Origin of the sequence: Desulfobaculum xiamenense, assembly GCF_011927665.1 — a bacterium.
In the GTDB taxonomy this organism is placed as follows: Bacteria; Desulfobacterota; Desulfovibrionia; order Desulfovibrionales; family Desulfovibrionaceae; genus Desulfobaculum; species Desulfobaculum xiamenense.
On record NZ_JAATJA010000001.1, the window covers coordinates 256,308 to 278,484 of the forward strand.

Below are 22,177 nucleotides of genomic sequence, written 5' to 3' on the forward strand. Positions count from 1 at the left end.
CCTTTTTGTAGGCCGAGGCGAGTGGTAATCATCAAGGAGAAGGACGTGAATCCCAAGCTGAGCATCGTGATTCCTTCATATAATATGGAGCGCTGGCTGCCTGTGGCTCTTGAGTCATGCCTTGCGCAGACAGAGACGGATATCGAGGTCATCGTTGTGGACGATGGATCGACGGATCGGACTGGTGAAATAGCCGACGCCTATGCGGCGGCGGACGCACGTGTTCGGGTGATCCATCAGGAGAACAAGGGGTTGGGTGCGACTCGTCAGGTGGGACAGGACGCCGCGCAGGGCGAATTCATTACGTGGCTCGATGCCGATGATTTTCTGGAACGCAATGCCGCACGGGATATGCTCGGGGTCGCCGAGCGCGACAAGGTGGACATGGTGTGTGGAAATGCCGTCGTCTTTTCGGAAAAGACTTTCAATACCCGTCGCTATTTCTATCATCATGCCGTTTCCCGGACTACCTTCGACAATCCGGAGTACTGGAAGAGCAAGGTGCTTTGGCGCTGGTTCTTCCGGCTTTCCTTTGTGCGGCGAATTGGTATGCAGCACCCCACCCTCAAACTCGGGCAGGACGTGTGTAGCATGTACGAGGCGTTGACGCAGGTGGACGCCTTTTCGCAGTGTCCAAATTTCTTCTATTATTTCAGGCAGGATCATAAGCGTCCCGGTTCCGACATCGAACGGGAGATCAACCACCAGCTCGAACACTACCGGGAGGTTAAGCGTATCCTTCTGGCTGCTGGCCGCGTGAAGCCGCTGATGAAGTATCTGCTTGAGAACTATTTTCGCGATATCAAGAGCCTCGCTCCCCGTTTCGTCGGCGAGGATGCCCATTGGCGCGCGCGTTGCGTGGAGATAAGTCTGGATATCTTCGACGGGCTTGATCCTGCGTGGTTCCGCGACGAGTTCCTTGCACCGGAACTCAAGAGCCGTCCGGAATTCATTCCGTTGGCGGACGCGCTCATCGCGCGCGATGCGCAGGCTATCGATGTGGAGTTGGATCGTTGGCGCGAGGCGGGGGCCAAGGTGCGCGATGTCGACAAGACTAGCGCCTTCCATACGCTGCGTCGCCGTCTCAAGTCCGCACTCAAGCCGATGTCCCTTGGGGCGCGCATCCGTCTGCGAGCGCTTGAGGGGCGGGCGCACAAGCGTCTTGGTCCGCTCTGGAACATCTAGGGTGTGAAAGCGGCCGCTGCGCCTAGTGGCGTGGCGTCGTCGAAGTGCCTTTTGTGGAAGGCGGGAACTGATTGTGTCAGTTTCCGCCTTCCTGCGTTTTTCCGAGCCAGCGTTCGCGCAGGCGGTCGAGGCGGCCGTCCTGCTTCATTCGCTCAAGAGCCTTGTTTACCTGATCGAGAAGTGGCGAGTTCTTTTTGAAGGCGATGGCGTAGTCCTGTGGATCGAGAAGCGGCCCCACGGCCTTGACCCGTCCCTTGCCCGCGTTTGCGGCATAATGTTCCACGGCCGGAGCGTCGAAGATGATGGCGTCGATCTTGCGGAATTGCAGGTCGAGGAATGCGTCGTCGATGTTGCGGAACAGGCTGACCATCGCGTCGGGAATTCGGCGGGTGGCGAATTCCGCGCTGGTCGTGTCGATCTTGCAGGCGACGATGCGTCCGGCGAGGTCGTTGACGTCGGTGATCTTCTCCTCCGATTCGCGCACCAGAAGGCGCAAGCCGGTGTGATGGTAGGGGATGGAGAAGTCGACGATGGTCTTGCGCTGATCGGTGATGCTCAGGCCCGTCACGGCGAGGTCGGCCCGTCCGGCGAGAAGCGTGTCGAAGATGTTCGAGAAATCCTCGGGCCGATACATGAAGTCCAGCTTCAATTCGTGGGCGATCTCTTCCCACATGTCGATGTCGAATCCGGAGAGCGTGCCGTTGGCGCGGAAGGTGAAAGGAGCATAGTCGTCGTTGACCGCGACGATGACCCGCTTTGCGCAGGCCGCGTTCGGCAGGGCCGTGCAGAGTAGGCAGGTCAGTATGCAGGCCTTGGCGACAAGGGTGAACAGTCTCATGCCGGTGAACTCGTGCGTGGAGGTGATGTGGGCGGCGAAGGGCGCCAGCCCGCTGGAGTTCCCCAGTATGAGCGAAAAAGAGGAGCCCCTCAAGGATGATTCGAGGGGTGCGATGACGCGGCGGGAGGCTATGGCTGGGAGGGACGTTCCACCGCGCCTGCCTCGACGAGGCGGCGGGCAATGGCGTCCGCAAGGAGCGCGTACCCGCGAGCGTTTGGGTGCAATGGGTCGGACTTGAGTGTGGTGTCAGCCAGAATGGTGGCGAGGATGTCCCGTTCGAGGACGACATGTAGGTCCTTGGCCACATTGTCATACAGAGGGGCCGGGCGTAGTGCGAAGCCGGGATGGGGAACGGCCACGAGCAGAACGTCCGCGTCCGCCTCGCGGATGAGTTGGATCATGGCGCGCAGGTTGCGCTCGATTTGCGCTTCGGGGGTGTTGCGCAGCATGTCGTTTCCGCCGTGGCACAGGATGACGAGGGTGGGGTGGAGAGTGGGAAGCGTCTCCCGCAGGCGGGCGAGGCCCGTGTCCGATGTTTCGCCGGGTATGCCGGATTCGATGACGGTGCGACCAATCAGGGTCTGAAGCTGGGCTGGGTAGCTGGCCTTCGGGTCGACGGTGCCGAAGCCTGCGGAACCCGTGCCATGAGTGATGCTGTCGCCGAAGGCTAGAATCACCGCATCGGCGGCAAGGGGGGAGAGCCGTGCGGGCGCGTCGCAACCGAGGGGCAGCGCAATCAGCGATGCCAGAACGAGCAGGAAAAGGGGCCGGACAAAGTGCCCGTGCCCCTTCGGATTGCGTGTCGTCATGGTTGGGCGTCAGTAGTAGAGCTTCGCCGCCTTGCCGGTGGCGGTGAGCTTGTTGCCGACGAGGACCAGCGGGGTGCAGTCCTGCCGGGTGACACCGATGTGGCTCATGGAGGTCGCGAGGCAGCCGTCGCCCATCTCGTTGGTGTAATACCACAGGACGGTGCGGGTCCTGGCCGGCTCGGCATTGACGTCCTTGAAGTTCGGCTGTCCCATGATTTCGACGATCTGGGCCTCGTTCATGCCCGGTTCGAGACGCAGCAGATTCGCACGGTTGGTCCGCATGGAGGAATTGATTCCTGCACAGGCGGAAACCAGCGTGGCCACGAGAACAAGCGCCATGACGATGGAAAGTCTCTTCATCGATGCCTCCTGCGGGATGCGCGGTTTTTATGCATGGCACATGCGTGCGCAGCATAGGAAAATCCATTCATTACGGCAATCTTGCATCGTGTACAATGTACTGGAGAAAAGTGCAAGGGCGCTGGAAAATGAGTGTGGTTGGCAATGATTGGCAGTCTGCATTCTTCGCAGTGAGCGATGTCGCCAGTTTGGTTGCCATTTTTTGCGCGGCGTGGCATATTCCATGTCAAATCGGGTTTCTATCCCCGGTAGTGCACAAAACCCCCATGAATGTTTACGCTCTTTCGGTTGGAGCTGCCCTGTGGTCCATACGTCGGGAGCTCCCCGAAGTGGAGGGGCGAGTGTGAATGGACTGAGGCGGGAAGACGGACAATCGACTGGACTTGTGGAGGGCTGCATGGATTCAGAGTTCTACAGTGAGCTTCACCCCCTGCACGCGGATAGCGTCAGCACGGATCTTTCGGTTCCGCTACATGCCGCATGGGACATTTCGGAGCATCTTCTCGAAGGCAAGACCGTTCTTGAGGCCGGATGCGGCGGTATGGGAGCGCAGGCTATCCAACTCATGAGCTACAACCCGGCCCGCCTCGTCGTTTTGGATCTTTCCGAGAACAACATCCGAAGCGCCCGCAGCAATTTCGAGTCCGTGCATGGCGAGCGTCCCAACTGCGAGTTCATGACCTTCGACCTGTGCAGTCAGGATCTGCCGCGAGAGGCGTTCGACGTGATTCATCACCGGGGCGTCTTCCAGCATCTGCCGGACAAGAATTTCGCTCTCGACAACCTCTACCGGGCCCTCAAGCCGGGCGGGCACCTGCTCATCGCCACGTATGGGCATGGCGGATTGCTCAGTATGATAAGCGGAGCGCTGCGACCGCCATTCCGGCATGTCTCCATGCGATGGGCGCAGCGTTTCCTGCTGCGCTGCGGCATCAGCCCCGATCTCGTGTCGGGCATTCTGGATCATCTCTATGTTCCCGTGCAGACGCGCTTCACGCGGGCGGAAGCCATCAACATGGTGACTTCGCGCGGGTTTTGCATCGTCAAGGACGTCTCGGACCTCACGCACGAGATCGACACCAGCCGTTGTCAGGGCGGGTTCTTCTCCTTCTGGGCGAAGTACGTCTATCCCAACTCGAACAGGAAAATCGGCTGGTTGAGCCGTCTGCTTTTTGGGACCTTCGGGAACTCGCTGGTGGCCATAAAGCTTTGATGCTTGAGTAGGGCGCCTGTTTTTCGGCGTGTGCCCGATGTTTTCGCGTATCGGTTTCCGTGGCGGGCAAGGCAATCCGCTGTGGAAACCCTTTGCGTAGTGTGCTAGGCTTGAATCACGTACCGAACTGTGTGCCCGCCTGCCCGCCGAAAGGGTTCCCTTCGTCGGGCGGTTGGCGCACAACAGGACGGAACGGTTGGCTCCCGACGGAAGACGGGAGCACTATGAGAGCGCCGGGCGGAATGGCATGGACAGCGGCTCCGCTTGATGACCACTGGAGAGTGAGCCATGAGTGTGCCCGATAATTTCGTCAATGTCGTCACTAACAGTGGCGCGAGGATGACGAAGACTGTGCTGATGGCCAAGGTGCGGACCGGAACCCCGCTTACCCACACCGATGCCAGCGCGGCGTCCGTGCTGTGGGCGCAGAAGATTGCGGATCAGTATCCGGATTTCATCGGTATGCCCCGCAAGAGCGTTATCGCCGCCGAACATCTCATCGGACTGGTGCGCGATCTGATGGCGTGATGCAAATGTATCCAATCAGGCGGCAGGGTGCGTCCTTTTCGCATCCTGCCCGTTTTTTTTGCCCAGACAGGGGGGAAGTTGATGTTATCCCGTGAACAGACGGAGAAATATGCCGAGGTGTTGCTGTGGGCGCTCGACGTGTCCCGTGGCGAACCTCTCGCTCCGGGCAGCCTTGCCGCGCTGCGGTGGGACATGCCCGCCATGCCGTTGGCCGAGGCCGTGTACGCGTTGCTTGTCGATCGTCATATCAACACGGTGCAGCGGGTGAACCTCTCAGCGCGCATGGAGCGGGATTTCTACCATGCGGCAAGTCCGGGACAGCTGGTCTTCCAGACGCCGGGCGATGCGGAACTCAACAGGCATCTTGATGGCTCCATCCATCTCCTCGCGCCGCAGTCGCTGACGCATCTTTCCGATGTCGATCCGCAGGCGATCGGTGCAGTGGCCGCCGCGCGAAAACCGCTTCGCGACATTCTGGAGGAACGCGAGCAGGGCGGGCTGTATGGCTGGACCCTGTGCATGTGGCCCACGGAAGCGCTGGCAGCCAGCGCGGGGATGAGCATTGATGACTACGCAGCGTGCATCGCCTCGGCCTGCTATCTGAACAAGGCGGACCCGGTGATGGAGTGGCGGCATGTGCTCAAGCGCGTGAAGGAACTGCGCACATGGCTTGACGGCCTTGGCGCGGAAACCTTCCGTGTGGAGTCGGAGCACGTGGACCTCACGGTGCGCATCGGCGAATTGCGGCGCTGGCTGGGAGTGACGGGTCATAACATTCCGAGCTTCGAACTCTACGTCTCCCCGGATTGGCGTGGAACGAGCGGCGTGTACTATGCGGATCAGCCGTCCTTCCGCAGTGGCAACTACGTGCGCGGCGTGCGCCTCGAATTCCGGGATGGAACGGTGGTGGCTGCCGACGCCGAGGAGGGCGGGGAGTTTTTGCGCAAGCAGGTCTCCATGGATCAGGGATCTGGGCGCGTTGGTGAGTTTTCCCTTACGGACACCCGCTTTTCGCCCATCGACCGATTCATGGCCTCCACGCTGTTCGATGAGAATTTCGGTGGCACGCACGGCAATTGCCATCTCGCCCTCGGGTCGTCGTATCCGGGAACCTACTCGGGGTCCCAGCGGGAGTTGTCTTCTCTGCTCAAGGAGGAACTCGGCTTCAATTCGTCGGCCTTGCACTGGGATTTGGTGAATACCGAACCCAAGACCGTTACCGCTAAGCTCCATGGCGGCGGGACGCGCGTGATCTACGAGAACGGGCGGTTCGCGATCTAGTCGCGGTTTGCGTATCGCGGCAACGCCGCCGTTGGTTTGAGGAAATAAAGGCTCCCGGAATGCATGCATTCCGGGAGCCTTTTCTTTTGTCGGAGCGGGAATGGCGCGGCGTTTAGCGCGTCAGGCGGGCCGAGAGCATGTAGCCCAACTCGTCGTCCACGACGGTTTCGATGCGAAATCCCGCCGCGTCGAGCAGGGTGCGCATGACGTCCGGGGTGGGCATGGTGTCGTGCTTCACGGCGGTTCCGGCCTTGCGGTGGTGGTCGTTGATTGTGGCTGAATTGATGAAGTGGTTGATGATGAGGCGCTGTCCGGGGCGCAGGGCCTCGGCCATGCGGGCGAGGGCGGTTGCCTTGTCCTCGATGTGTGGGAAGACCTGATGGCACAGGACGAGGTCGAAGGACTGCGGGGTGAGCGGGATGTCCTCGATGGCTCCGAGCCGCACCTCCGCGTTGGCGCATCCCGCGAGGCGCTCATGGGCGCGTTCGACCATGATGGGGCTGACGTCCATGCCGAGGACGAAGCCCTCGTGCCCGACGCGCTGGGCGAGGAGCCGGGTGAGCCGTCCCGTGCCGCAGCCGGGTTCCAGCACGCCGCAGCCGGCGAGGTCGCCCGTTTCGTCGAAGAGGCGGGCAAGCCGGGGCTCCTCGTGCGGGCCGTATTCCGCTGCCGCCCAGCGCGCGTCGGCCTGAACGTCGAAGAAGGCCGCCTTATCTGTGTACATGATCCCTCCGTATGGGTTCCCCGGCGGTGCAGACCGTTCGGGAGAAGGTGAGTGACAGGCGCTCGCGATGCGACAGCCCCCGCTTTTTCGGGGAGAGGATGGTGCATGCGATGAAGAGCGCCGTGGACAGCATGACGATGACCGCGCCCGAGGGGATGTCGAACGCGTAGGAGAGGGCGAGGCCGCCCCAGCAGGACGCGACGCCGAACAGCGCGGCCAGCGGGAAGATGTGCTTTAGGCTGTAGGAGAGCTGATAGGCGGCGGCCGCCGGGTTGATGATGAGACTGAAGATGAGCAGTCCGCCGATGCTTTGCAGCGAGGCCGCCACGGTGGCTCCGGTGGCGAAGAGCATGGCGTTGAAGATGGCCGTGGCGGGGATGCCCACGGCGAGCGCCGTGGCGCGGTGGCAGAGCACTGCCTGTATTTCCTTGAAGAACAGGGCGAGCGCGGCGAGGAGCACCAGCGTGGTGCCGCCCATGTAGGCGATGTCGTGCCAGCCCACGGTGAGGATGTTGCCCCAGAAGAGGTTGAGCGCCGCTGTCCTCGGTCCGGGCAGGAGGCCCACGAAGAGGAAGGCCAGCCCGAGCATGGCCGAGAAGACGATGCCGACCACCGTTTCGGGCGCGAAGTCGGCCCTGTCAGCCAGCGGGCCGATGATTCCCGCCGCGCCGAGGCTGAATGCGAAGGCGAGCGGGGTGGGGTCGATACCGAGTAGTATACCGAGGAGTGCCCCGGCGAACGCCGCGTGGGCCATGCAGGTGCCGATGGCCGTGATGCGCATGGTGACCACGACAACCCCGGCCAGAGCGCAGGACACACCGCCGAGAAATCCTGCCAGCAGAGCCTTCTGCATGAATGCGTAGTGGAATATGGATGCGTCCATGACATGTTCCCTAGTAGCAGACGTGGCGTCTGCCGTTGAAGTCCGCGACGCGTATCTGCGTGCCGTAGAGGACGCTCAGGCGCTGTTCGTCCACAGCGTGGTCCGCTGGTCCCTCCCACATGAGCCGCCCGGCCTTCATGAAGGCTATGCGGTTGGCGATGTCCGGAATGGTGTTCAGGTCGTGGGTGACGATGAGGCTCGTCAGCGCGAAGCGCTGGTGGATGCTCTGGATGAGGGCGAGGATTTCCCGCTGGGCCTGCCAGTCGAGGGCCGCTGTCGGTTCGTCGAGGAGCAGGATTTCCGGTTCCTGAAGCAGTGCGCGGGCAATGGCCACCCGCTGTCGTTCGCCGCCCGAGAGATGTCCGAGTGGGCGGTCGGCAAGAGCATCAAGGCCGACGAGCGCCATGAGCTCCTCGGTTCGCTCCCGAGCCTGACGCGGGATTCTGCGTAGCAGGCCGACTCGTCCCATGCAGCCGACGAGGATGGACTCGCGCACCGAAATGGGCAGCAGCGGGTCGATGTCCTGTTGTTGCGCCACGTAGCCGATGCGCCTTCGCAGTTCACCGGCGCTGGCGGGCGTGACCTCGCACCCGAGCGCAGTCACGCGGCCGCCGACGAGTTGCCCCAGTCCGTTGACCACCGTGAGCAGGGTGGTCTTGCCCGCTCCGTTGGGACCGATGACGCCGAGGAAGTCGCCCCGGCGGATATCGATGCTGACGTCACGCATGGCCACGTGGCGGCCATAGGCCGCGCTGGCGTTTTCCATGCGGATGACGGCGTCGTCCATGTGTCGCGCCGCGCTCATTTCGTGCTCCGCTGCGCGGAGAGCGCGGTGAGTAGGCGCTCTGCGTTGGCGGTGATGGTTGCCGCCCAGGTGGGCGTATCCGGAAACGCGTCCGGGAAATTGGAGAGAACGACGTGGCGTGCGCCGAGTTCCTCGGCAATGGCTTCCCCGCCTCCGCCACTCTGGAGGTTGTCGATGACGAGGCGTGCCGATGCGGCGCGTCCCGCGTCGATGACCCGGGCCAACTGGTCGGGCGTCATGTCCGCCGGGCGGCCATAGGTGGCGGCGATGGAAAATCCGGCCCAGCGGACAAAGGGTGCCTGCATATCCGAACAGACGACGGGCGTTTCGCTCGCGCCAGCCTTGGCGAAATGTGCCAGAAGCTGCGCGGCCGTGTCGCGGGTGGAGTCGTTGCGGCGGGCTGCGGCGAGGAGGAGGTCTTCGCGCCGCTCGGGGGCGAGCGAGGCCAGCGCTTCGGCAACGGCCAGCGTGCAGAGTTCCTGTGTCTGGGGCGTCATGGGATTGCCGGGGGTGGCGATGGGGATGACGCGCATGCTGCCGCCCTGTGTGGCCTCGATGAGGGCGCGGATGCCGCCCTGTCCGGTCTGCCAGTCGTGCAGGATGGTGGCCTGCGCATCGTGCAGCAGGCGCATGTCGCCGGGGCGCAGGTCGTAGTGGCCGGGGCACGAACCGCCGGGGATGAGCGTGCGGATTTGCGCGTCGGGCCGAATGTCGTGGACGATGTCGGCAATGATGGTCGTCCCCGCGATGAGTCGAGGCTCTTCGGCGGTCGCCTGCGCGGGGGGCAGAAGGAGCGCTGCGGCCAGAAGCAGCATGGCGATGATAGGCCGTGCGGGCATGGTGCGTCCTTTGCGGAAAGGTTGGGAGGCCACGCGGTCCGGATGTTCCGGACCGCGTGGCCTTCGGTTTCTAGAAGGTCAGTCGGGCGCCAACCATGCCGTTGATGCCGGGCATGGGGTAGTCGGGCCGGTACTCGTAGTCGGTGTCGGTGATGTTCTCCAGCGCGCAGAACACCTCGCCCTTCGCGCTCCAGCTGGGCAGCTCGAAGGCACGGGCCAGTCGGGCGTTGAGCAGGAAGTGGCTGTCCACCTTTTCGGTGTTCGCGACGGTGGTCTTGCGGGACTGGCTGAGCGCGTACATGTCGTCCACGTATTCGCAGTCCGCGGACAGGGTCCACAGTTCGGCGAAGTGCCAGTTCACGCCTGCCTTGACCGTGGTGTCCGGCGCGTAGGGCATGTTGTCGGGATCGACGTCCTGCGTGGTGATGCTGGCGAAGAGCGCGATGTCGTCCGTCGGGGTGACGGTGACGCTTGCCTCGATGCCCTGCACGTCGAATTCCTCGGTGTTGCTCCACGCGCTTGGCGGACGGCCGGGGGTGAAGACGTAGCGGTTCTCGCCGTCGTCGTGGAAGTAGGTGAAGTCGGCCCGCACGTAGGCGTTGAAGGTGTGGCGGATGCCGATCTCGGTATGCCAGACCTCTTCGGGGTCCAGCTCGTCCCACTTGGTGATGGCGGAGGAAACGGGCGGAACCATGGTCACTTCGAGGCCGGGATACACGACGCCCTTGGCGATGGAGGCGTGGACCTCGGTGGTGCCGTAGCCCGCCACGATGCCCGCGTGCGGGGCGGTGGTGTCGTCGAACTTGTTGTGGCTGTAGAAGCGCGCGCCCACGGAGGGGATGGCGTGCCAGCCCTTTTCGTCGCCGATGAGGTAGTTGGCAGACGCATAGGGCATGCAGAGCGAGAACTCGGGAACGAGGACGGAGCTTTCGGTGCCATCGTCCTTGGTGTTGCGGATGTTGCCGTCCCACCACTGCTGGTCGATGCCTGCGGTCAGTTCCAGACCGTCGATGGGGCGAACCGTCTCGTGGGCCTTGAGTCCCCAGAACCAGAAGTCGTTGCGGTTCTCGTCGTCATCGCCGCTCTGATCCTTCCAGTAGCCTTCGCCCGCGTTGACGAAGAACTTCAGTTCGCCGTCCGCCACGCCGAAGTCGTTGGCGAGTGTCACCACGGCCATGCGCAGGCCCGTGTCGTACGTGCCGTCGGTCTCGCCGCCGGTGTCGGGACCGGGATCGCCAGCCGCGTTGTCGAGGCCCAGCGCGAAGACGCGGGCGCTCCAGTTGTCGTTCAGGTCCATGCCGAGGTTGGCGAAGAGGCTGGCCTGACGGCCGTCGCCGCCGGAGCGGTGGCCGTCGGAACGGCGGAAGCCTTCACCGAGGTAGTAGTCAAACCCGCCGAGGTCGCCGCCGTGCTCGATGGACTGGGACACGGTGCCGTAGCTGCCGCCCGCCGCTTCGAGTGTGGTGAAGGTATCCTTGCCGTAGGCGGTCTTGGGCACGATGTTGATGGCGGAGAAGGCATCGCCGAAGCGGTGGGGCTGGGGGCCCTTGATCACTTCGACGGAACCGGCCGGGTCGATGGGCAGCAGGTCGAGCAGTGGATGGTTCCACAGGCCCATGTAGACGGGCACGCCGTCGATGTAGGTTTTGATTTCGCTGCCGGGGCGGCTTGAACCCATGCCGCGCACGAAGACCGCGCCGCCCTCGCCGCCGCCGAACGCGCCGACGGGGTTGTAGCGGGTGATGGTCACGCCCGGCGTGCGCCGCAGGGCGGAGGCGATGTCCAGCGCGTTGAGGTCGCGAATCTGTTCCTCGCTGACCACGGTGCTGACCGCGCCGTAGCGGTCCACCTCGTTACCATGAATGAGCGGTGTGGCGACAACGGTCATTTCGTCCAGCCGAACGGCGTCGGCTGGCTTTTCCGTTTCCCCCGCCAGTGCGGAAACGGACGACACGAGTGCGGCCAGAAGCAGGATTCCGGCCACCAGATGCTTCTTCATCCTATCCCCCAATTCGAACGGTTTGGAATGTTGGTTGAAATTGCCTGTGTCGGTAGCACGAAAAAATAATACTGACAACTCAAGCGATGACGAATTGGGCCGTTACACTACCAGAAGGGTCTGAAAACGTTTGTGGTGCTACAAGCCGGATACGGTCGCAAGGAGGGGCTATGCCTGATTTCGGGCGTGGCACTTGATTCCTGTGCCCATTCGTCCTAGAGATGTTCTGATGGGAAACCCTATACGGGCTTGCCTGGTCGGGAGGACGCATGGGCGATTTTTCAATGCGTGATGGGGATGGAGGAGGCGTTTTGGCGCTTACGGGCGAGTGGACGCGCGAGTGCGTCGGCGAGCTTCGGCAGTGCGTGCTCGACGCGCTGGAGGCGCATGCGCGTGTGACGGTGGACCTGTCCGATGCCGGGCCGGTGGATGCCGCGTTTTTCCAGCTTCTGCACGCCGCCGGGTTGGAGGCTGGTCGTCAGGGCGTCGGGCTGACGCTCGGAGATGAGATTTCCGCATCCGTGCTGGAGGCCGCCGCTCGGGCCGGGTTTGCCGCTTCGGACGGGGCGGGGCTGACGCTCAAGGGCTTTGATGGCGATGGCGCATCGCCACCGGCCGCAGGTCTGGAACCGCCGCAGGGAGAAGGGGGAACGCATGCCGCTTGACGACGCCACGCGCGAACTCTTTCGGGAGGAGGTCCACGAGAATCTTGCCGAACTCGAATCCGCGCTTCTCGAACTGGAGGACGAACCCACCAATCGCGAGAACGTGGACCGCGTCTTCCGGGCGTTGCATACGGTCAAGGGCGTGGGGGCCATGTTCGGCCACGACGACATCGCCATGTTCGCGCACGAGGTGGAGGGCACCTTCGCCCGCGTGCGCGAGGGGCGGCTTGCCGTGTCGCACGAGCTCCTCGACCTGACGCTGGCGGCCCGCGATCATCTGCTGTCCCTCTTCGACGAGCGCGCCGAAGCCGATCCCGCGCGGGGCGAGGAAATTGTCGCGCGGCTTCGTGTTTTGTGCGGCGCGACGGACGACTCCTGTCCCGGGGACGATGCGCCCCCCCCGCAGGAGGCTCCATGTCCTGAGATTTGTGGCGAGACCTTTTCCTACCGCATCCGCTTTCGCCCGGACGAGGGGCTTTTCGCGTCGGGCGTCGATCCTCTTGGCCTCATGGCCGATCTGGCGGAGCTTGGCGAATGCGTGGTCGTGGCGCGTACGGGGCGCATTCCGCCGCTGTCCGAACTCGATCCCGAACTGTGCCTGCTGGGCTGGGACGTGGTGCTGACCACGGACCGGGGCGAGGATGCCATCCGCGACGTGTTCATCTTCGCCGACGGACTCGGGGAACTGACTATCGAGGTGTTGGAGGCGGTGCATGCCGATGGCGATGACGAGGTGCAGCCCCGGCTGGGGGATATCCTTGTCGAGCGCGGCGACATCAGCGAGGACGATCTGCGTTCGGCCCTTGGGGAGCATCGCCGGCTGGGCGAACTGCTGACCGATTCGGGCCGCGTGTCCGACGACCAGTTGCGGTCCGCGCTGGCGGAGCAGGAGGCCGTGCGAAGCGTCAAGTCACGCCGTCGTCAGGAGGCGGACTCGTCGAGCATTCGCGTTTCCGCAGATAAGCTGGACGACCTCGTGTCGCTCGTGGGCGAACTGGCCATCGTGCAGGCCCAGATCACGCAGGCCGCGACGGATGGCAGCAGGCACCACCTCGCGCGGCTGTCCGAGGAGTTGGAGCGGCTGTCCTCGCGCCTGCGGGAGCGGACGCTGTCCGTGCGCATGCTGCCCATCGGGCACATGTTCTCCCGCTTTCGGCGGCTGGTGCATGATCTGTCTAACGAGCTCGACAAGCACATTGAGCTGGAAACCTTCGGCGCGGAGACGGAGGTCGACAAGACCGTCTTCGAGCGCATGGGCGATCCGCTCGTGCATCTCATCCGCAACTGTGCGGACCATGGCATAGAGTCCCCGGAGGTGCGGGCCTCGGCGGGCAAGCCCGAGGCGGGGCGGATTCGGCTGGGCGCGGCCCACGCCGGGGGCGAGGTGCGCATCATCGTGGAGGACGACGGACGCGGCATGGACTCCTCACGCATTCTCGCCCGCGCACGGGAGATGGGCATCGTCGGCGCGGAGGCCGAGGTCAAGAGCGCGGATGTGCTCTCGCTCATCTTCGAGCCGGGGTTCTCCACCATGAACGAGGTGACGAATCTGTCCGGGCGCGGCGTGGGCATGGACGTGGTGCGCCGGGGTATCGACTCGCTTCGCGGCAGCGTGGAGGTGGAGAGCACGCCGGGCGGCGGCACGCGCTTCACCCTGCGCATCCCGCTGACGCTGGCCATCATCGAGGGGTTACAGGTGCAGGTGGGCGGGGAGTTCTACGTCATCCCGCTGGCGTCGGTGCAGGAGTGTCTGGAATTTTCGCCGCGTCAGGCGCAGGTGCTCGACATTCGCGGGCAGATTATCCCGTGGGTGCGGCTTCGCGAGGTCTTCGGACTCGACGGCACCCGGCCGAGCGTGGAGCAGATCGTGGTTGCGGGGGTGGAGAACCGGCGCATGGGCATCGTGGTGGACCGGGTGGTTGGCGAGCATCAGACCGTCATCCGTAGCCTCGGCAGACTCTACCGTGACGTGCGGGCCTTTTCCGGCGCGACGGTGCGCGTGGACGGTTCCATGGCGCTGATTCTCGATGTGCAGGGACTTATGCGCACCCTGCGCCCCGAGGTCGGCATGGGCGGATGAGCGCGCGGACAGCGGCATGCCGCGTGATAACGGAAGAGGCGGTCCCGGTGCCGCGAAAAGCGGAGCGCAAGCGGGAGGACGGGTGACCAGAGACAATCGTGAAGGCGGACGCGCCGTACAGGTGGGCGTTCCCCGTTCCATGGACGAGCGGGATTTCGCGCGCTTTGCGCAGTTCATCCACGAGACGTGCGGCATCAAGCTGCAACGCGCGAAGAAGACCATGCTGGAGGCGCGCTTGCAGAAGCGGCTGCGCGTGCTCGGACTGGAGAGCTATTCCGCATATGCGAGCTATCTCTTCAGCCCTCGGGGGCTGGAGCTGGAGCTGTCCTACCTCATCGACTGCGTTACCACCAACACGACGGACTTCTTCCGGGAGTCTCGCCATTTCGACTATCTGCTCCAGTCCGCGTTGCCGTACTGGTACGCGGAGAACGGAACGGCGAGGCCGTTCGGCATATGGAGCGCGGGGTGCTCCATCGGTGCGGAGCCGTATACGCTGTCCATGGTATGCACCGAGTTTTCCGAACTGCGCCCCGGATTCCGGTTCGACATTCTGGCCACGGACATATCCGGGCAGGCGCTTTCCGCCGCGGTCCGCGCCATCTACACCGAGGATCAGGCTCGCGGCGTGCCCGACGCGCTCAAGCGCAAGTACCTGCTGCGCAGCAAGGACCGGGCGCGGCGCATGGTGCGCATCGTGCCGGAACTGCGGCGGCAGGTCACGTTCAAGCGTTTGAACTTCATGGAGGATTTCCGCCTCGACAGGCAGATGGACGTGGTGTTCTGCCGCAACGTGATCATCTACTTCGACAGGCCGACGCAGGAGGTGCTGCTCGGCCGGTTGAGCGATCAACTGCGGGTGGGCGGGCACATGTTCATCGGCCATTCGGAGAGTCTGACGGGGATGGGCCTGCCGCTACGGCAGGTGGAGCCGACAATCTACATCAAGACGGGCGAGCGACGACATTCCGGGTGATTTCTGGCGTTCGCCGGGTGTCCGTGGAGGGCGTATGGGCAAGATTCGGGTGCTGGTGGTGGACGATTCGGCTATAGTGCGCAACACGATGACCGAGATACTGGAGTCCGATAACGGCATCGAGGTCATCGGCTCCGCTGCGGACCCCTTCGCGGCGGCGAAGAAGATGATGGAGAGCGTTCCGGACGTCATCACGCTGGACATCGAAATGCCGCGCATGGACGGCCTGACCTTCCTGCGCAAGATCATGAGCCAGCATCCAGTGCCGGTGGTCGTGTGCTCCTCGCTTGCGACCAACGGCTCGGAAACGGTGATGCGTTGCATGGAGTACGGCGCGGTGGAGATCATCGAGAAGCCGCGCGTGGGCACGCGGCAGTTTCTGGAGGAATCGCGCATCCGCATCACCGACGCCGTGCGCGCCGCCGCCCATGCAAACCTGAAGCGTGTGGCCGCGAAGCCGGTGGTGGTGCAGCCGAAGCTCTCGGCGGACGCGGTCATCTCCGCACCCCCCGTGCATAATCATACGTCGCTGACCACCACGGAAAAAATCCTCTGTGTGGGGGCGTCTACCGGCGGGACCGAGGCCTTGCGGGTGTTTCTGGAGGCCATGCCGCCCAACTGTCCGGGCATCGCCATCGTCCAGCACATGCCGGAAAAGTTCACGGCGGCCTTTGCCCAGCGGCTCGACGGGTTGTGCCGCATCACCGTGCGCGAGGCGCAGAACAACGATTCCATCCTGCGCGGGCAGGCGCTCATCGCGCCCGGCAACAGGCATATGCTCCTCAAGCGCAGCGGCGCTCGCTACTATGTGGAATTGCGCGACGGGCCGCTGGTGTCGCGGCATAGGCCGTCTGTGGACGTGCTGTTTCGCTCGGCGGCGCGCTATGGCGGACCCAACGTCATCGGCGTGATCATGACCGGCATGGGCGACGACGGTGCCAAGGGCATGAAGGAGATGAAGGACGCCGGAGCCTACAACATCGCGCAGGACGAGGCGACCTGTGTGGTCTTCGGCATGCCGCAGGAGGCCATCAAGGCCGGGGCGGTGGACTCGGTGATGCCGCTTGAGCGGCTCGCGCCAGAGTCCTGCCGACTTGCGCGTTGAGGGCTATTTGCCCTCGTTGTGGCGGTAGACCAGCACCTGAACCTTTTCGCGAACCACGAGGCCTTCTTGGATCATGGCGTCGAGCCGTGGCAGGAAGGCTTCGATGCGTTCCGGCGCGTCTACGATTTCCGTAACCACGGGCAGATCCTCGGACAGGCGTAGAATCTTCGAGGTGTGCACGCGGCTGTTCGCGCCGAAGCCGAGGATGCCGCGCAGGGTGGTCGCTCCGGCCATGCCTTCGCGCCGGGCTTCCTCCACGATGACCTCGTGCACGGGGCGGCCTTGGTATCTGTCGTTCTCTCCGGTGTAGATGCGCAGCCTTTCGGCGTCCAGCGGGAGCTTCATGGCATGTTCCTCCTTGTGGTGGATCAGGGGACGAGGCGGGCGAGGGCGAGGCCGGTGAAGAGCAGGGCGAGTCCCACCATGTTCTGCCCGGCGATGTTCAGCACGGCGGGAAGCCACTGGCCGTCGCGCAGGAGCGTTGCGGTCTCGAACATGAAGGTGGAGAATGTGGTGAACGCGCCCATGAATCCCGTGAGGATGATGACGCGCGCCTGCGGGCCGAGGATGGCCCGCTGGTCCAGAATGCCCCAGATGAGGCCGAAGAGCAGGCTGCCGATCATGTTGACCACGAAGGTGCCTGCCGGAAAGCCGCCCCCTGCGAACCTGTGTACGAGTCCCGCCAGTCCGTAGCGCGACAGCGCTCCCGCGCCGCCCGCCATGGCGAGCAAAATCAGTTTTTCCAAGGGGATTCTCCTCTTTCGTCGTCCTTGTCGTTTGCAGCCGGAAAGGCTACTCAATCCGGAAACCGGGCGTCCCGCCCGAACGTGGGGATTCTATGCCACTGGAAACTGAAATCAAGTATATCGACGTGGACCACGAGGCCGTGCGGCGAAGGCTGGCGGCTCTTGGTGCACGGCGGAACCCATTTCGCTTCGAGCGAAACGCCGTGCTCGACGATGCGCAACGTAGCCTGCGCGGGCGTGGGGTGCTCCTGCGGCTGCGGTACGACGGCGAGAACCTGCTTACCCTCAAGACGCCCGCATCCGGGCCACAGGGGCTGAAGGTCCGTCACGAACACGAGACCCGCTTCGAGGACTTCGACGCCGCCATGCGCGTGTTCGAGAACCTCGGCTATGGGGTGGCGTTCTGGTATGAGAAGCTGCGCGAGACGTGGGAGTATGGCGGCTGTCACATCTGCCTCGACCTGCTTCCCTTCGGCAGCTTCGCCGAGATTGAGGGCGAGCCGGAGGCCATCCGCCAATGCGCCGTCGAGCTTGGGCTTGACGCGTACCGCAGTTCCGACGCGAACTACCACAGCCTGAACGCGCAGTACCGCAAGCGCGCGGGCCTGCCCGAGCAGGACGGCTTCGCGTTCGATGAGGCGGAGCGGCAGCGGCTCATGGAGATTGCCGGTTCGTAAGCGACTGGAAGGATTCGCATCCGCCCGTTCCATTTTAGGAGCGTGGGGGCTGCCTCTTTACGGGGAAGAGTAATTTGCGTAGGTTTTGAATAGGTGGAGAATGCCTTTTTTCCCCGCATGGCGCGGATGCGGACCGTATGGTCCCCCGCACCGGAAAGGCTTGCCCCATAGACGTCAAGGGAGACTACGGTGGCCGATTCGTTTTCGTCGCCCGGCATGCTGCCGGACACGTTCACCGAAGACGAGGTGCGCGAACCCCGCAAGTTCAAGGTGCTGCTTCACAATGATGACTACACCACGATGGATTTCGTGGTTCACGTTCTCACTTTCGTATTCAGGAAGACTCTGGCGCAGGCGACCGAGATAATGCTCAAGATCCACAACCAGGGCGTGGGCGTGTGCGGCGTCTACACGGCGGAAGTGGCGGAGACCAAGGTGGTCCGTGTGCACCAGCTCGCACGCGAGGCGGGCTACCCTCTAAAATGCACCATGGAAGAGGTCTAGATGCTCAGCAAGCGACTCGAGAACGTCCTCAGTTCGGCCGTGAAGGAAGTCAAACGTCGTAGCCATGAGTACCTGACCCTTGAGCATCTGCTTTACGCGGTTCTGCTTGAGGAGACAGGGAGGGATATCCTTGTCAATTGCGGTGTGAACGTCATTCGCCTGAAGCATCAGCTGGAGCGTTTCTTCATCGACCACATGGAAATCTTGCCCGAGGACCATACCGGGGAGGTGGTGCAGACCCTTGGCGTGCAGCGCGTGCTGCAACGGGCCATCCTGCACATCCAGAGCTCCGGCCGGGAGAAGGTCGACGTGGGGGACGTGCTGGCGGCGCTGTTCGAGGAGGACGACTCCTACGCCGTGTATTTTTTGCGTTCCCACGGGGTGACGCGTCTCGATATCCTCGAATACATTTCGCACGGCATGCCGCGCACGCCGTGGACCGGCGATGACCAGCCCGCCCCCGGCAAGCCCTTTGCCTCGCCGGATGAGGGACGCAAGGAAGGCGGCTCCATGCTGGAGCAGTTCACGGTGGACCTCGTGGAGAAGGCCCGCCGTGGCGAGATCGACCCGCTCATCGGCAGGGCGTCCGAGATCGAACGCACGGTGCAGATTCTCGCCCGCAGGCGTAAGAATAACCCGCTGTTCGTGGGCGACCCCGGCGTTGGCAAGACCGCGCTGGCCGAAGGACTGGCCCTGCGCGTCGTTTCCGGCGATGTGCCCGAGGCCTTTCGCGATGTGCGCATCTTTGCCCTCGACATGGGGTCCATGCTGGCCGGAACCAAGTACCGTGGCGATTTCGAGGCCCGCATGAAGGGCGTGCTCGCCGAGTTGGACAAGATTCCCGGAGCCATTCTCTTTGCCGACGAAATCCACACCATCGTCGGCGCGGGTGCCACCAGCGGCGGAACCATGGATGCCTCCAACATCCTCAAGCCCGTGCTCGCCTCGGGCAAGCTGCGCTGCATCGGCTCCACCACCTACGAGGAATTCCGCAACCATTTCGAGAAGGACCGCGCCCTGTCGCGCAGGTTCCAGAAGATCGACGTATCCGAGCCGAGCGTGGACGAGACCGTGGAAATCCTCCGGGGGCTCAAGCTCCACTACGAGGAACACCACAACGTCCATTACACGCAGGCTGCCCTGCGCGCGGCGGTGGAGCTTTCCGATCGCCACATCAATGACCGCTTCCTGCCGGACAAGGCCATCGACGTCATCGACGAGGCCGGAGCCATGTATCGGCTCAAGAAGCGCCCCCGCAAGGGCAACCCCATTCGCCCGGCGGACATCGAGGAAGTCATCGCCCGCATGGCGCGGATTCCTGCGGAGCGCATCTCCACCAGCGACCGGCTGCGGCTGCGCCATCTGGAGGACGAGCTGAAACGGCGCGTGTTCGGGCAGGATTCGGCCATCGAGGCGCTGGTCCACGCCATCAAGCGCTCGCGTGCGGGTATGACCCAGCCCGGCAAGCCCACCGGCAGCTTCCTCTTCGTCGGCCCCACTGGCGTTGGCAAGACCGAATTGGCTCGTCAGCTTGCCCAGTCCCTGAATGTGAACTTCCTGCGTTTCGACATGTCGGAGTACATGGAAAAGCATGCGGTGGCGCGGCTTATCGGTGCGCCTCCCGGATACGTGGGGTTCGATCAGGGCGGTCTGCTCACGGATGCCATCCGCAAGAATCCCTACACGGTGCTCCTGCTGGACGAGATCGAAAAGGCGCATCCCGACGTATTCAACATCCTGCTTCAGGTCATGGACTACGCCACCCTCACCGACAACACGGGGCGCAAGGCCGACTTCTCGCATGTCGTTCTGCTCATGACCTCCAACGTCGGCGCGTGGGAGGCTGCTGGTTCCACCATCGGCTTCGGCGACGCCAAGTATCTGGACCGGTCGGACAAGTGCATGCAGGCCGTGGAAAAGGTCTTCTCGCCGGAGTTCCGTAACCGCCTCGATGCCGTGGTGCCGTTCCGCTCCCTCACCGGGGACATCATGGAGCGCATTGTGGACAAGTTCATCGGTGAGCTGAACGGACGGCTGGCCGAGCGCCGGGTGCGGGTGGTCCTCACTGCCGAGGCCCGCAAGTGGCTGGCCGAGCGGGGATTCGACGACACCTTCGGTGCGCGGCCCATGGGGCGGCTCATTAAGGTCGAGATCGAGGACAAGCTCGCGGACGAGGTGCTTTTCGGCAAGCTGGCCCATGGCGGCGAGGCGCGTGTGCGTGTGGCGAAGAAGGGACGGGGCGACAAGGCCGAACCCGGCTTGACCTTCACCTTCTCCTAGACCGCCGCGTCGGCGGAAATGATCGTGACCGAGCGCGGGCCAGTGGTGTCCGCGCTCGTTTCCGTTTGGAGCATCATGTCGATTGAGTATCTGCGTACGATGAACATGTGGTTTCCCGATCCCGAGGAAGCCGGGCCGGACGGGCTTCTGGCCTTCGGTGGCGACCTGTCGCCGGAGCGGCTCGTCGCAGCCTATGCCAACGGCATTTTCCCGTGGTATGGACCGGGGGAACCGATCCTGTGGTGGTGCCCCGATCCGCGATTGGTGCTTGAGCCCTCGGAATTGCACATTCCACGCTCGTTGCGGCGCGTCATCAATGCGCGGCGCTTCAGAATCACTCTGGACGAGGCCTTTCCCGCCGTCATTGGCGGCTGCGCCCATGTCTGCCGGGGCGACGACGTCGGGACGTGGCTGGTGCCGGAGATGATCGAGGCCTACAACCGTTTGCACGCGCTCGGCGTGGCGCATTCGGTGGAGGCGTGGGATGGGGATGAGTTGGTCGGAGGGCTGTACGGCGTGGCCGTGGGGCGCGTGTTTTTCGGCGAATCCATGTTTCACCTGCGCCCGGACGCGTCCAAGGTGGCCTTCGTGCATCTTGCGCGGCTACTTGAGCGCTGGGACTATGGTCTCGTGGATTGCCAGCAGACCACGCACCATCTTCTGCGCTTTGGCGCGTACGAAATTTCGCGCGCGGAGTTTCTGGAGCGGTTGGTTCGGCTGCGCGAGGAGCGCCCGGCTCCGTCGGCGTGGATCATGCCCGAGGGCTTCGATCCCCTGCGTTGAGGGGGCGACGGGTGCGTATGCCCGGCACTGCGGCCGGGCTAGGCGTAGGGCGATTCGAAAAGTTCGGGGTGGCTCTTTGCCAGTTCCCTTTCGATGTCCATGGGGATGTCCGCCCCGTGCAGCGAACCTGCCTGTGCGAGTGATGCGGCGGAAAGGCCTGTGGCGAGGGCGAAGCGTGCTCCGCACAGGGACGCGCCGGAAAGGTCCGCCCCGGTGAGGTTTGCGCCGGAAAAGTCCGCACGGTCGCAGTCCGCGTCGCACAGCAGCGCGTCGGCGAGGTTCGCTCCCGCGAGGTTCGTTCCGTCCAGATCGGCCTGCGAAAGGTCCGCTTCTGAAAGATCGGCCTGCGAGAGGTCGGCCCCGTCGAGGACCGTTCCGGCCAGCCGTGCGCTGCGCAGGTTCTGTCCGGCCAGTTTCGCGCCCTGCATGTAGGCTTCCTCAAGGTTCGCCCGTTCGAGGACGGCCTTGTCCAGCACAGCTTCATCCAGATTGACGCCGGGCATCCGGGCCGAGGCGAGATTGGCGCAGGTGAGGTTCGCCCGTGCCATGTGGGCGTCCTCGAAATCCGCACCGCTTGCGTTGGTGCCGGAGAGGTCCGCGTCCTTGAGGTCCGCCGAGGCGAGGTTGGCTCCGGCGAGGTTCGCCCCTGCGAGATTGGCTCCGCGCAGGGTCGCGCCTTCGAGGTTCACGCCGGGAATGTCGGCTCCCGAGAGGTTCGCGCCGGGCAGGTCGATGCGGACGCCGGGATTTTCCTTGCGCCAGCGGTTCCAGGCCTGTGGGCCTTCGAGGAGAAGGGTCAGTGGGGTACGTGCGTTCATGTCCGGTACTTCGTTTTGCATGTGAAGAACGGGGCGGGACATTACCCGAGGCGGCGTCGGTAGGCCAGTCTTAAATTCC

At 63.8% G+C, this 22,177-nt stretch carries 23 protein-coding genes; 12 read left to right on the forward strand and 11 right to left on the reverse strand.

The features are described 5' to 3' along the window. Positions 1–21: 21 nt before the first annotated feature. Positions 22–1,185: a glycosyltransferase family 2 protein gene (locus tag GGQ74_RS01140; protein WP_342448562.1), complete on the forward strand. Its 1,164-nt coding sequence runs from the start codon at positions 22–24 to the stop codon at positions 1,183–1,185. A gap of 76 nt (positions 1,186–1,261) precedes the next feature. Here the strand turns inward: GGQ74_RS01140 and GGQ74_RS01145 are convergent, their stop codons facing one another. The 3 genes from GGQ74_RS01145 to GGQ74_RS01155 form a co-directional block, all read right to left on the reverse strand. Beyond that, positions 1,262–2,023 (reverse strand): transporter substrate-binding domain-containing protein, encoded by a 762-nt coding sequence (locus tag GGQ74_RS01145; protein WP_167939713.1) that lies wholly within the window; start codon positions 2,021–2,023, stop codon positions 1,262–1,264. Between the two features lie 128 nt (positions 2,024–2,151). Then, on the reverse strand, positions 2,152–2,832 hold the full coding sequence (locus GGQ74_RS01150) for a GDSL-type esterase/lipase family protein (protein WP_167939714.1): 681 nt from the start codon (positions 2,830–2,832) through the stop codon (positions 2,152–2,154). Between the two features lie 9 nt (positions 2,833–2,841). Beyond that, entirely contained in the window at positions 2,842–3,192 is a 351-nt protein-coding gene (locus GGQ74_RS01155) for a DUF3192 domain-containing protein (protein WP_167939715.1), read from the reverse strand. Positions 3,193–3,589: 397 nt separating this feature from the next. On the opposite strand from GGQ74_RS01155, the gene GGQ74_RS01160 reads away from it, so the two are divergent. From GGQ74_RS01160 to GGQ74_RS01170, 3 genes are all read left to right on the forward strand, one after another. Next, a complete protein-coding gene (locus tag GGQ74_RS01160) occupies positions 3,590–4,405 on the forward strand; it encodes a class I SAM-dependent methyltransferase (protein ID WP_167939716.1) in 816 nt (271 codons plus the stop codon). Positions 4,406–4,693: 288 nt separating this feature from the next. Beyond that, positions 4,694–4,933 carry a hypothetical protein gene (locus GGQ74_RS01165; RefSeq protein WP_167939717.1) on the forward strand — a complete coding sequence of 80 codons (240 nt, stop codon included), beginning with the start codon at positions 4,694–4,696 and terminating at the stop codon, positions 4,931–4,933. Positions 4,934–5,014: 81 nt separating this feature from the next. Beyond that, positions 5,015–6,214 (forward strand): aminopeptidase, encoded by a 1,200-nt coding sequence (locus GGQ74_RS01170; RefSeq protein WP_167939718.1) that lies wholly within the window; start codon positions 5,015–5,017, stop codon positions 6,212–6,214. A gap of 112 nt (positions 6,215–6,326) precedes the next feature. Here GGQ74_RS01170 and GGQ74_RS01175 read toward each other — a convergent pair whose 3' ends face one another. From GGQ74_RS01175 to GGQ74_RS01195, 5 genes are all read right to left on the reverse strand, one after another. Continuing rightward, positions 6,327–6,938 carry a class I SAM-dependent methyltransferase gene (locus GGQ74_RS01175; RefSeq protein ID WP_167939719.1) on the reverse strand — a complete coding sequence of 204 codons (612 nt, stop codon included), beginning with the start codon at positions 6,936–6,938 and terminating at the stop codon, positions 6,327–6,329. Next, on the reverse strand, positions 6,925–7,821 hold the full coding sequence (locus GGQ74_RS01180; protein WP_167939720.1) for a metal ABC transporter permease: 897 nt from the start codon (positions 7,819–7,821) through the stop codon (positions 6,925–6,927). The genes GGQ74_RS01175 and GGQ74_RS01180 overlap by 14 nt, the downstream gene beginning before the upstream one ends. 10 nt (positions 7,822–7,831) lie before the next feature. After that, positions 7,832–8,626: a metal ABC transporter ATP-binding protein gene (locus GGQ74_RS01185; protein ID WP_167939721.1), complete on the reverse strand. Its 795-nt coding sequence runs from the start codon at positions 8,624–8,626 to the stop codon at positions 7,832–7,834. Next, a complete protein-coding gene (locus tag GGQ74_RS01190; protein ID WP_167939722.1) occupies positions 8,623–9,465 on the reverse strand; it encodes a metal ABC transporter solute-binding protein, Zn/Mn family in 843 nt (280 codons plus the stop codon). Before GGQ74_RS01190 ends, GGQ74_RS01185 begins: the two co-directional genes overlap by 4 nt. 70 nt (positions 9,466–9,535) lie before the next feature. Continuing rightward, positions 9,536–11,464: a TonB-dependent receptor plug domain-containing protein gene (locus GGQ74_RS01195; protein ID WP_167939723.1), complete on the reverse strand. Its 1,929-nt coding sequence runs from the start codon at positions 11,462–11,464 to the stop codon at positions 9,536–9,538. A gap of 269 nt (positions 11,465–11,733) precedes the next feature. Here GGQ74_RS01195 and GGQ74_RS01200 point away from each other — a divergent pair, with 269 nt between their 5' ends. The 4 genes from GGQ74_RS01200 to GGQ74_RS01215 all read left to right on the forward strand — a co-directional run bounded on the left by GGQ74_RS01200 (position 11,734) and on the right by GGQ74_RS01215 (position 16,290). Continuing rightward, positions 11,734–12,129, forward strand: coding sequence for an STAS domain-containing protein (locus GGQ74_RS01200; protein ID WP_167939724.1), 396 nt, complete (start codon positions 11,734–11,736; stop codon positions 12,127–12,129). Beyond that, positions 12,119–14,209, forward strand: coding sequence for a chemotaxis protein CheA (locus GGQ74_RS01205; RefSeq protein WP_167939725.1), 2,091 nt, complete (start codon positions 12,119–12,121; stop codon positions 14,207–14,209). The genes GGQ74_RS01200 and GGQ74_RS01205 overlap by 11 nt, the downstream gene beginning before the upstream one ends. A gap of 139 nt (positions 14,210–14,348) precedes the next feature. Beyond that, the gene (locus GGQ74_RS01210) at positions 14,349–15,185 is read left to right on the forward strand and encodes a CheR family methyltransferase (RefSeq protein ID WP_245168159.1); all 837 of its coding nucleotides are present in this window, start codon (positions 14,349–14,351) and stop codon (positions 15,183–15,185) included. A 34-nt stretch (positions 15,186–15,219) separates the two neighbouring features. Beyond that, entirely contained in the window at positions 15,220–16,290 is a 1,071-nt protein-coding gene (locus tag GGQ74_RS01215; RefSeq protein WP_167939727.1) for a protein-glutamate methylesterase/protein-glutamine glutaminase, read from the forward strand. A gap of 3 nt (positions 16,291–16,293) precedes the next feature. Here GGQ74_RS01215 and GGQ74_RS01220 read toward each other — a convergent pair whose 3' ends face one another. Beyond that, a complete protein-coding gene (locus GGQ74_RS01220) occupies positions 16,294–16,635 on the reverse strand; it encodes a DUF190 domain-containing protein (protein ID WP_167939728.1) in 342 nt (113 codons plus the stop codon). Between the two features lie 23 nt (positions 16,636–16,658). Continuing rightward, positions 16,659–17,036, reverse strand: coding sequence for a fluoride efflux transporter CrcB (crcB, locus tag GGQ74_RS01225; protein WP_167939729.1), 378 nt, complete (start codon positions 17,034–17,036; stop codon positions 16,659–16,661). 92 nt (positions 17,037–17,128) lie between these two features. Between crcB and GGQ74_RS01230 the strand changes: the two genes are divergently transcribed. The 4 genes from GGQ74_RS01230 (at position 17,129) to aat (ending at position 21,280) form a co-directional block, all read left to right on the forward strand. After that, complete coding sequence (locus GGQ74_RS01230; RefSeq protein WP_167939730.1) at positions 17,129–17,713, forward strand: class IV adenylate cyclase; 585 nt, start codon at positions 17,129–17,131, stop codon at positions 17,711–17,713. Between the two features lie 216 nt (positions 17,714–17,929). Beyond that, on the forward strand, positions 17,930–18,217 hold the full coding sequence (gene clpS / locus GGQ74_RS01235; RefSeq protein WP_167940961.1) for an ATP-dependent Clp protease adapter ClpS: 288 nt from the start codon (positions 17,930–17,932) through the stop codon (positions 18,215–18,217). Then, positions 18,218–20,497 carry an ATP-dependent Clp protease ATP-binding subunit ClpA gene (gene clpA / locus GGQ74_RS01240; protein ID WP_167939731.1) on the forward strand — a complete coding sequence of 760 codons (2,280 nt, stop codon included), beginning with the start codon at positions 18,218–18,220 and terminating at the stop codon, positions 20,495–20,497. A 75-nt stretch (positions 20,498–20,572) separates the two neighbouring features. Beyond that, positions 20,573–21,280, forward strand: a complete 708-nt coding sequence (gene aat / locus GGQ74_RS01245; protein WP_167939732.1) for a leucyl/phenylalanyl-tRNA--protein transferase — start codon at positions 20,573–20,575, stop codon at positions 21,278–21,280. A 38-nt stretch (positions 21,281–21,318) separates the two neighbouring features. On the opposite strand, the gene GGQ74_RS01250 is transcribed toward aat, so the two are convergent. After that, positions 21,319–22,098, reverse strand: a complete 780-nt coding sequence (locus GGQ74_RS01250; RefSeq protein WP_167939733.1) for a pentapeptide repeat-containing protein — start codon at positions 22,096–22,098, stop codon at positions 21,319–21,321. Positions 22,099–22,177: the final 79 nt, after the last annotated feature.

Excerpts from the sequence above, each read along its gene's own strand:
- GGQ74_RS01145 (WP_167939713.1), bottom strand. The coding sequence starts at position 2,023 with ATGAGACTGTTCACCCTTGTCGCCAAGGCCTGCATACTGACCTGCCTA.
- GGQ74_RS01150 (WP_167939714.1), bottom strand. The coding sequence starts at position 2,832 with ATGACGACACGCAATCCGAAGGGGCACGGGCACTTTGTCCGGCCCCTT.
- GGQ74_RS01155 (WP_167939715.1), bottom strand. The coding sequence starts at position 3,192 with ATGAAGAGACTTTCCATCGTCATGGCGCTTGTTCTCGTGGCCACGCTG.
- GGQ74_RS01160 (WP_167939716.1), top strand. The coding sequence starts at position 3,590 with ATGGATTCAGAGTTCTACAGTGAGCTTCACCCCCTGCACGCGGATAGC.
- GGQ74_RS01165 (WP_167939717.1), top strand. The coding sequence starts at position 4,694 with ATGAGTGTGCCCGATAATTTCGTCAATGTCGTCACTAACAGTGGCGCG.
- GGQ74_RS01170 (WP_167939718.1), top strand. The coding sequence starts at position 5,015 with ATGTTATCCCGTGAACAGACGGAGAAATATGCCGAGGTGTTGCTGTGG.
- GGQ74_RS01175 (WP_167939719.1), bottom strand. The coding sequence starts at position 6,938 with ATGTACACAGATAAGGCGGCCTTCTTCGACGTTCAGGCCGACGCGCGC.
- GGQ74_RS01180 (WP_167939720.1), bottom strand. The coding sequence starts at position 7,821 with ATGGACGCATCCATATTCCACTACGCATTCATGCAGAAGGCTCTGCTG.
- GGQ74_RS01185 (WP_167939721.1), bottom strand. The coding sequence starts at position 8,626 with ATGAGCGCGGCGCGACACATGGACGACGCCGTCATCCGCATGGAAAAC.
- GGQ74_RS01190 (WP_167939722.1), bottom strand. The coding sequence starts at position 9,465 with ATGCCCGCACGGCCTATCATCGCCATGCTGCTTCTGGCCGCAGCGCTC.
- GGQ74_RS01195 (WP_167939723.1), bottom strand. The coding sequence starts at position 11,464 with ATGAAGAAGCATCTGGTGGCCGGAATCCTGCTTCTGGCCGCACTCGTG.
- GGQ74_RS01200 (WP_167939724.1), top strand. The coding sequence starts at position 11,734 with ATGGGCGATTTTTCAATGCGTGATGGGGATGGAGGAGGCGTTTTGGCG.
- GGQ74_RS01205 (WP_167939725.1), top strand. The coding sequence starts at position 12,119 with ATGCCGCTTGACGACGCCACGCGCGAACTCTTTCGGGAGGAGGTCCAC.
- GGQ74_RS01210 (WP_245168159.1), top strand. The coding sequence starts at position 14,349 with ATGGACGAGCGGGATTTCGCGCGCTTTGCGCAGTTCATCCACGAGACG.
- GGQ74_RS01215 (WP_167939727.1), top strand. The coding sequence starts at position 15,220 with ATGGGCAAGATTCGGGTGCTGGTGGTGGACGATTCGGCTATAGTGCGC.
- GGQ74_RS01220 (WP_167939728.1), bottom strand. The coding sequence starts at position 16,635 with ATGAAGCTCCCGCTGGACGCCGAAAGGCTGCGCATCTACACCGGAGAG.
- GGQ74_RS01230 (WP_167939730.1), top strand. The coding sequence starts at position 17,129 with ATGCCACTGGAAACTGAAATCAAGTATATCGACGTGGACCACGAGGCC.
- clpS (WP_167940961.1), top strand. The coding sequence starts at position 17,930 with ATGCTGCCGGACACGTTCACCGAAGACGAGGTGCGCGAACCCCGCAAG.
- clpA (WP_167939731.1), top strand. The coding sequence starts at position 18,218 with ATGCTCAGCAAGCGACTCGAGAACGTCCTCAGTTCGGCCGTGAAGGAA.
- aat (WP_167939732.1), top strand. The coding sequence starts at position 20,573 with ATGTCGATTGAGTATCTGCGTACGATGAACATGTGGTTTCCCGATCCC.
- GGQ74_RS01250 (WP_167939733.1), bottom strand. The coding sequence starts at position 22,098 with ATGAACGCACGTACCCCACTGACCCTTCTCCTCGAAGGCCCACAGGCC.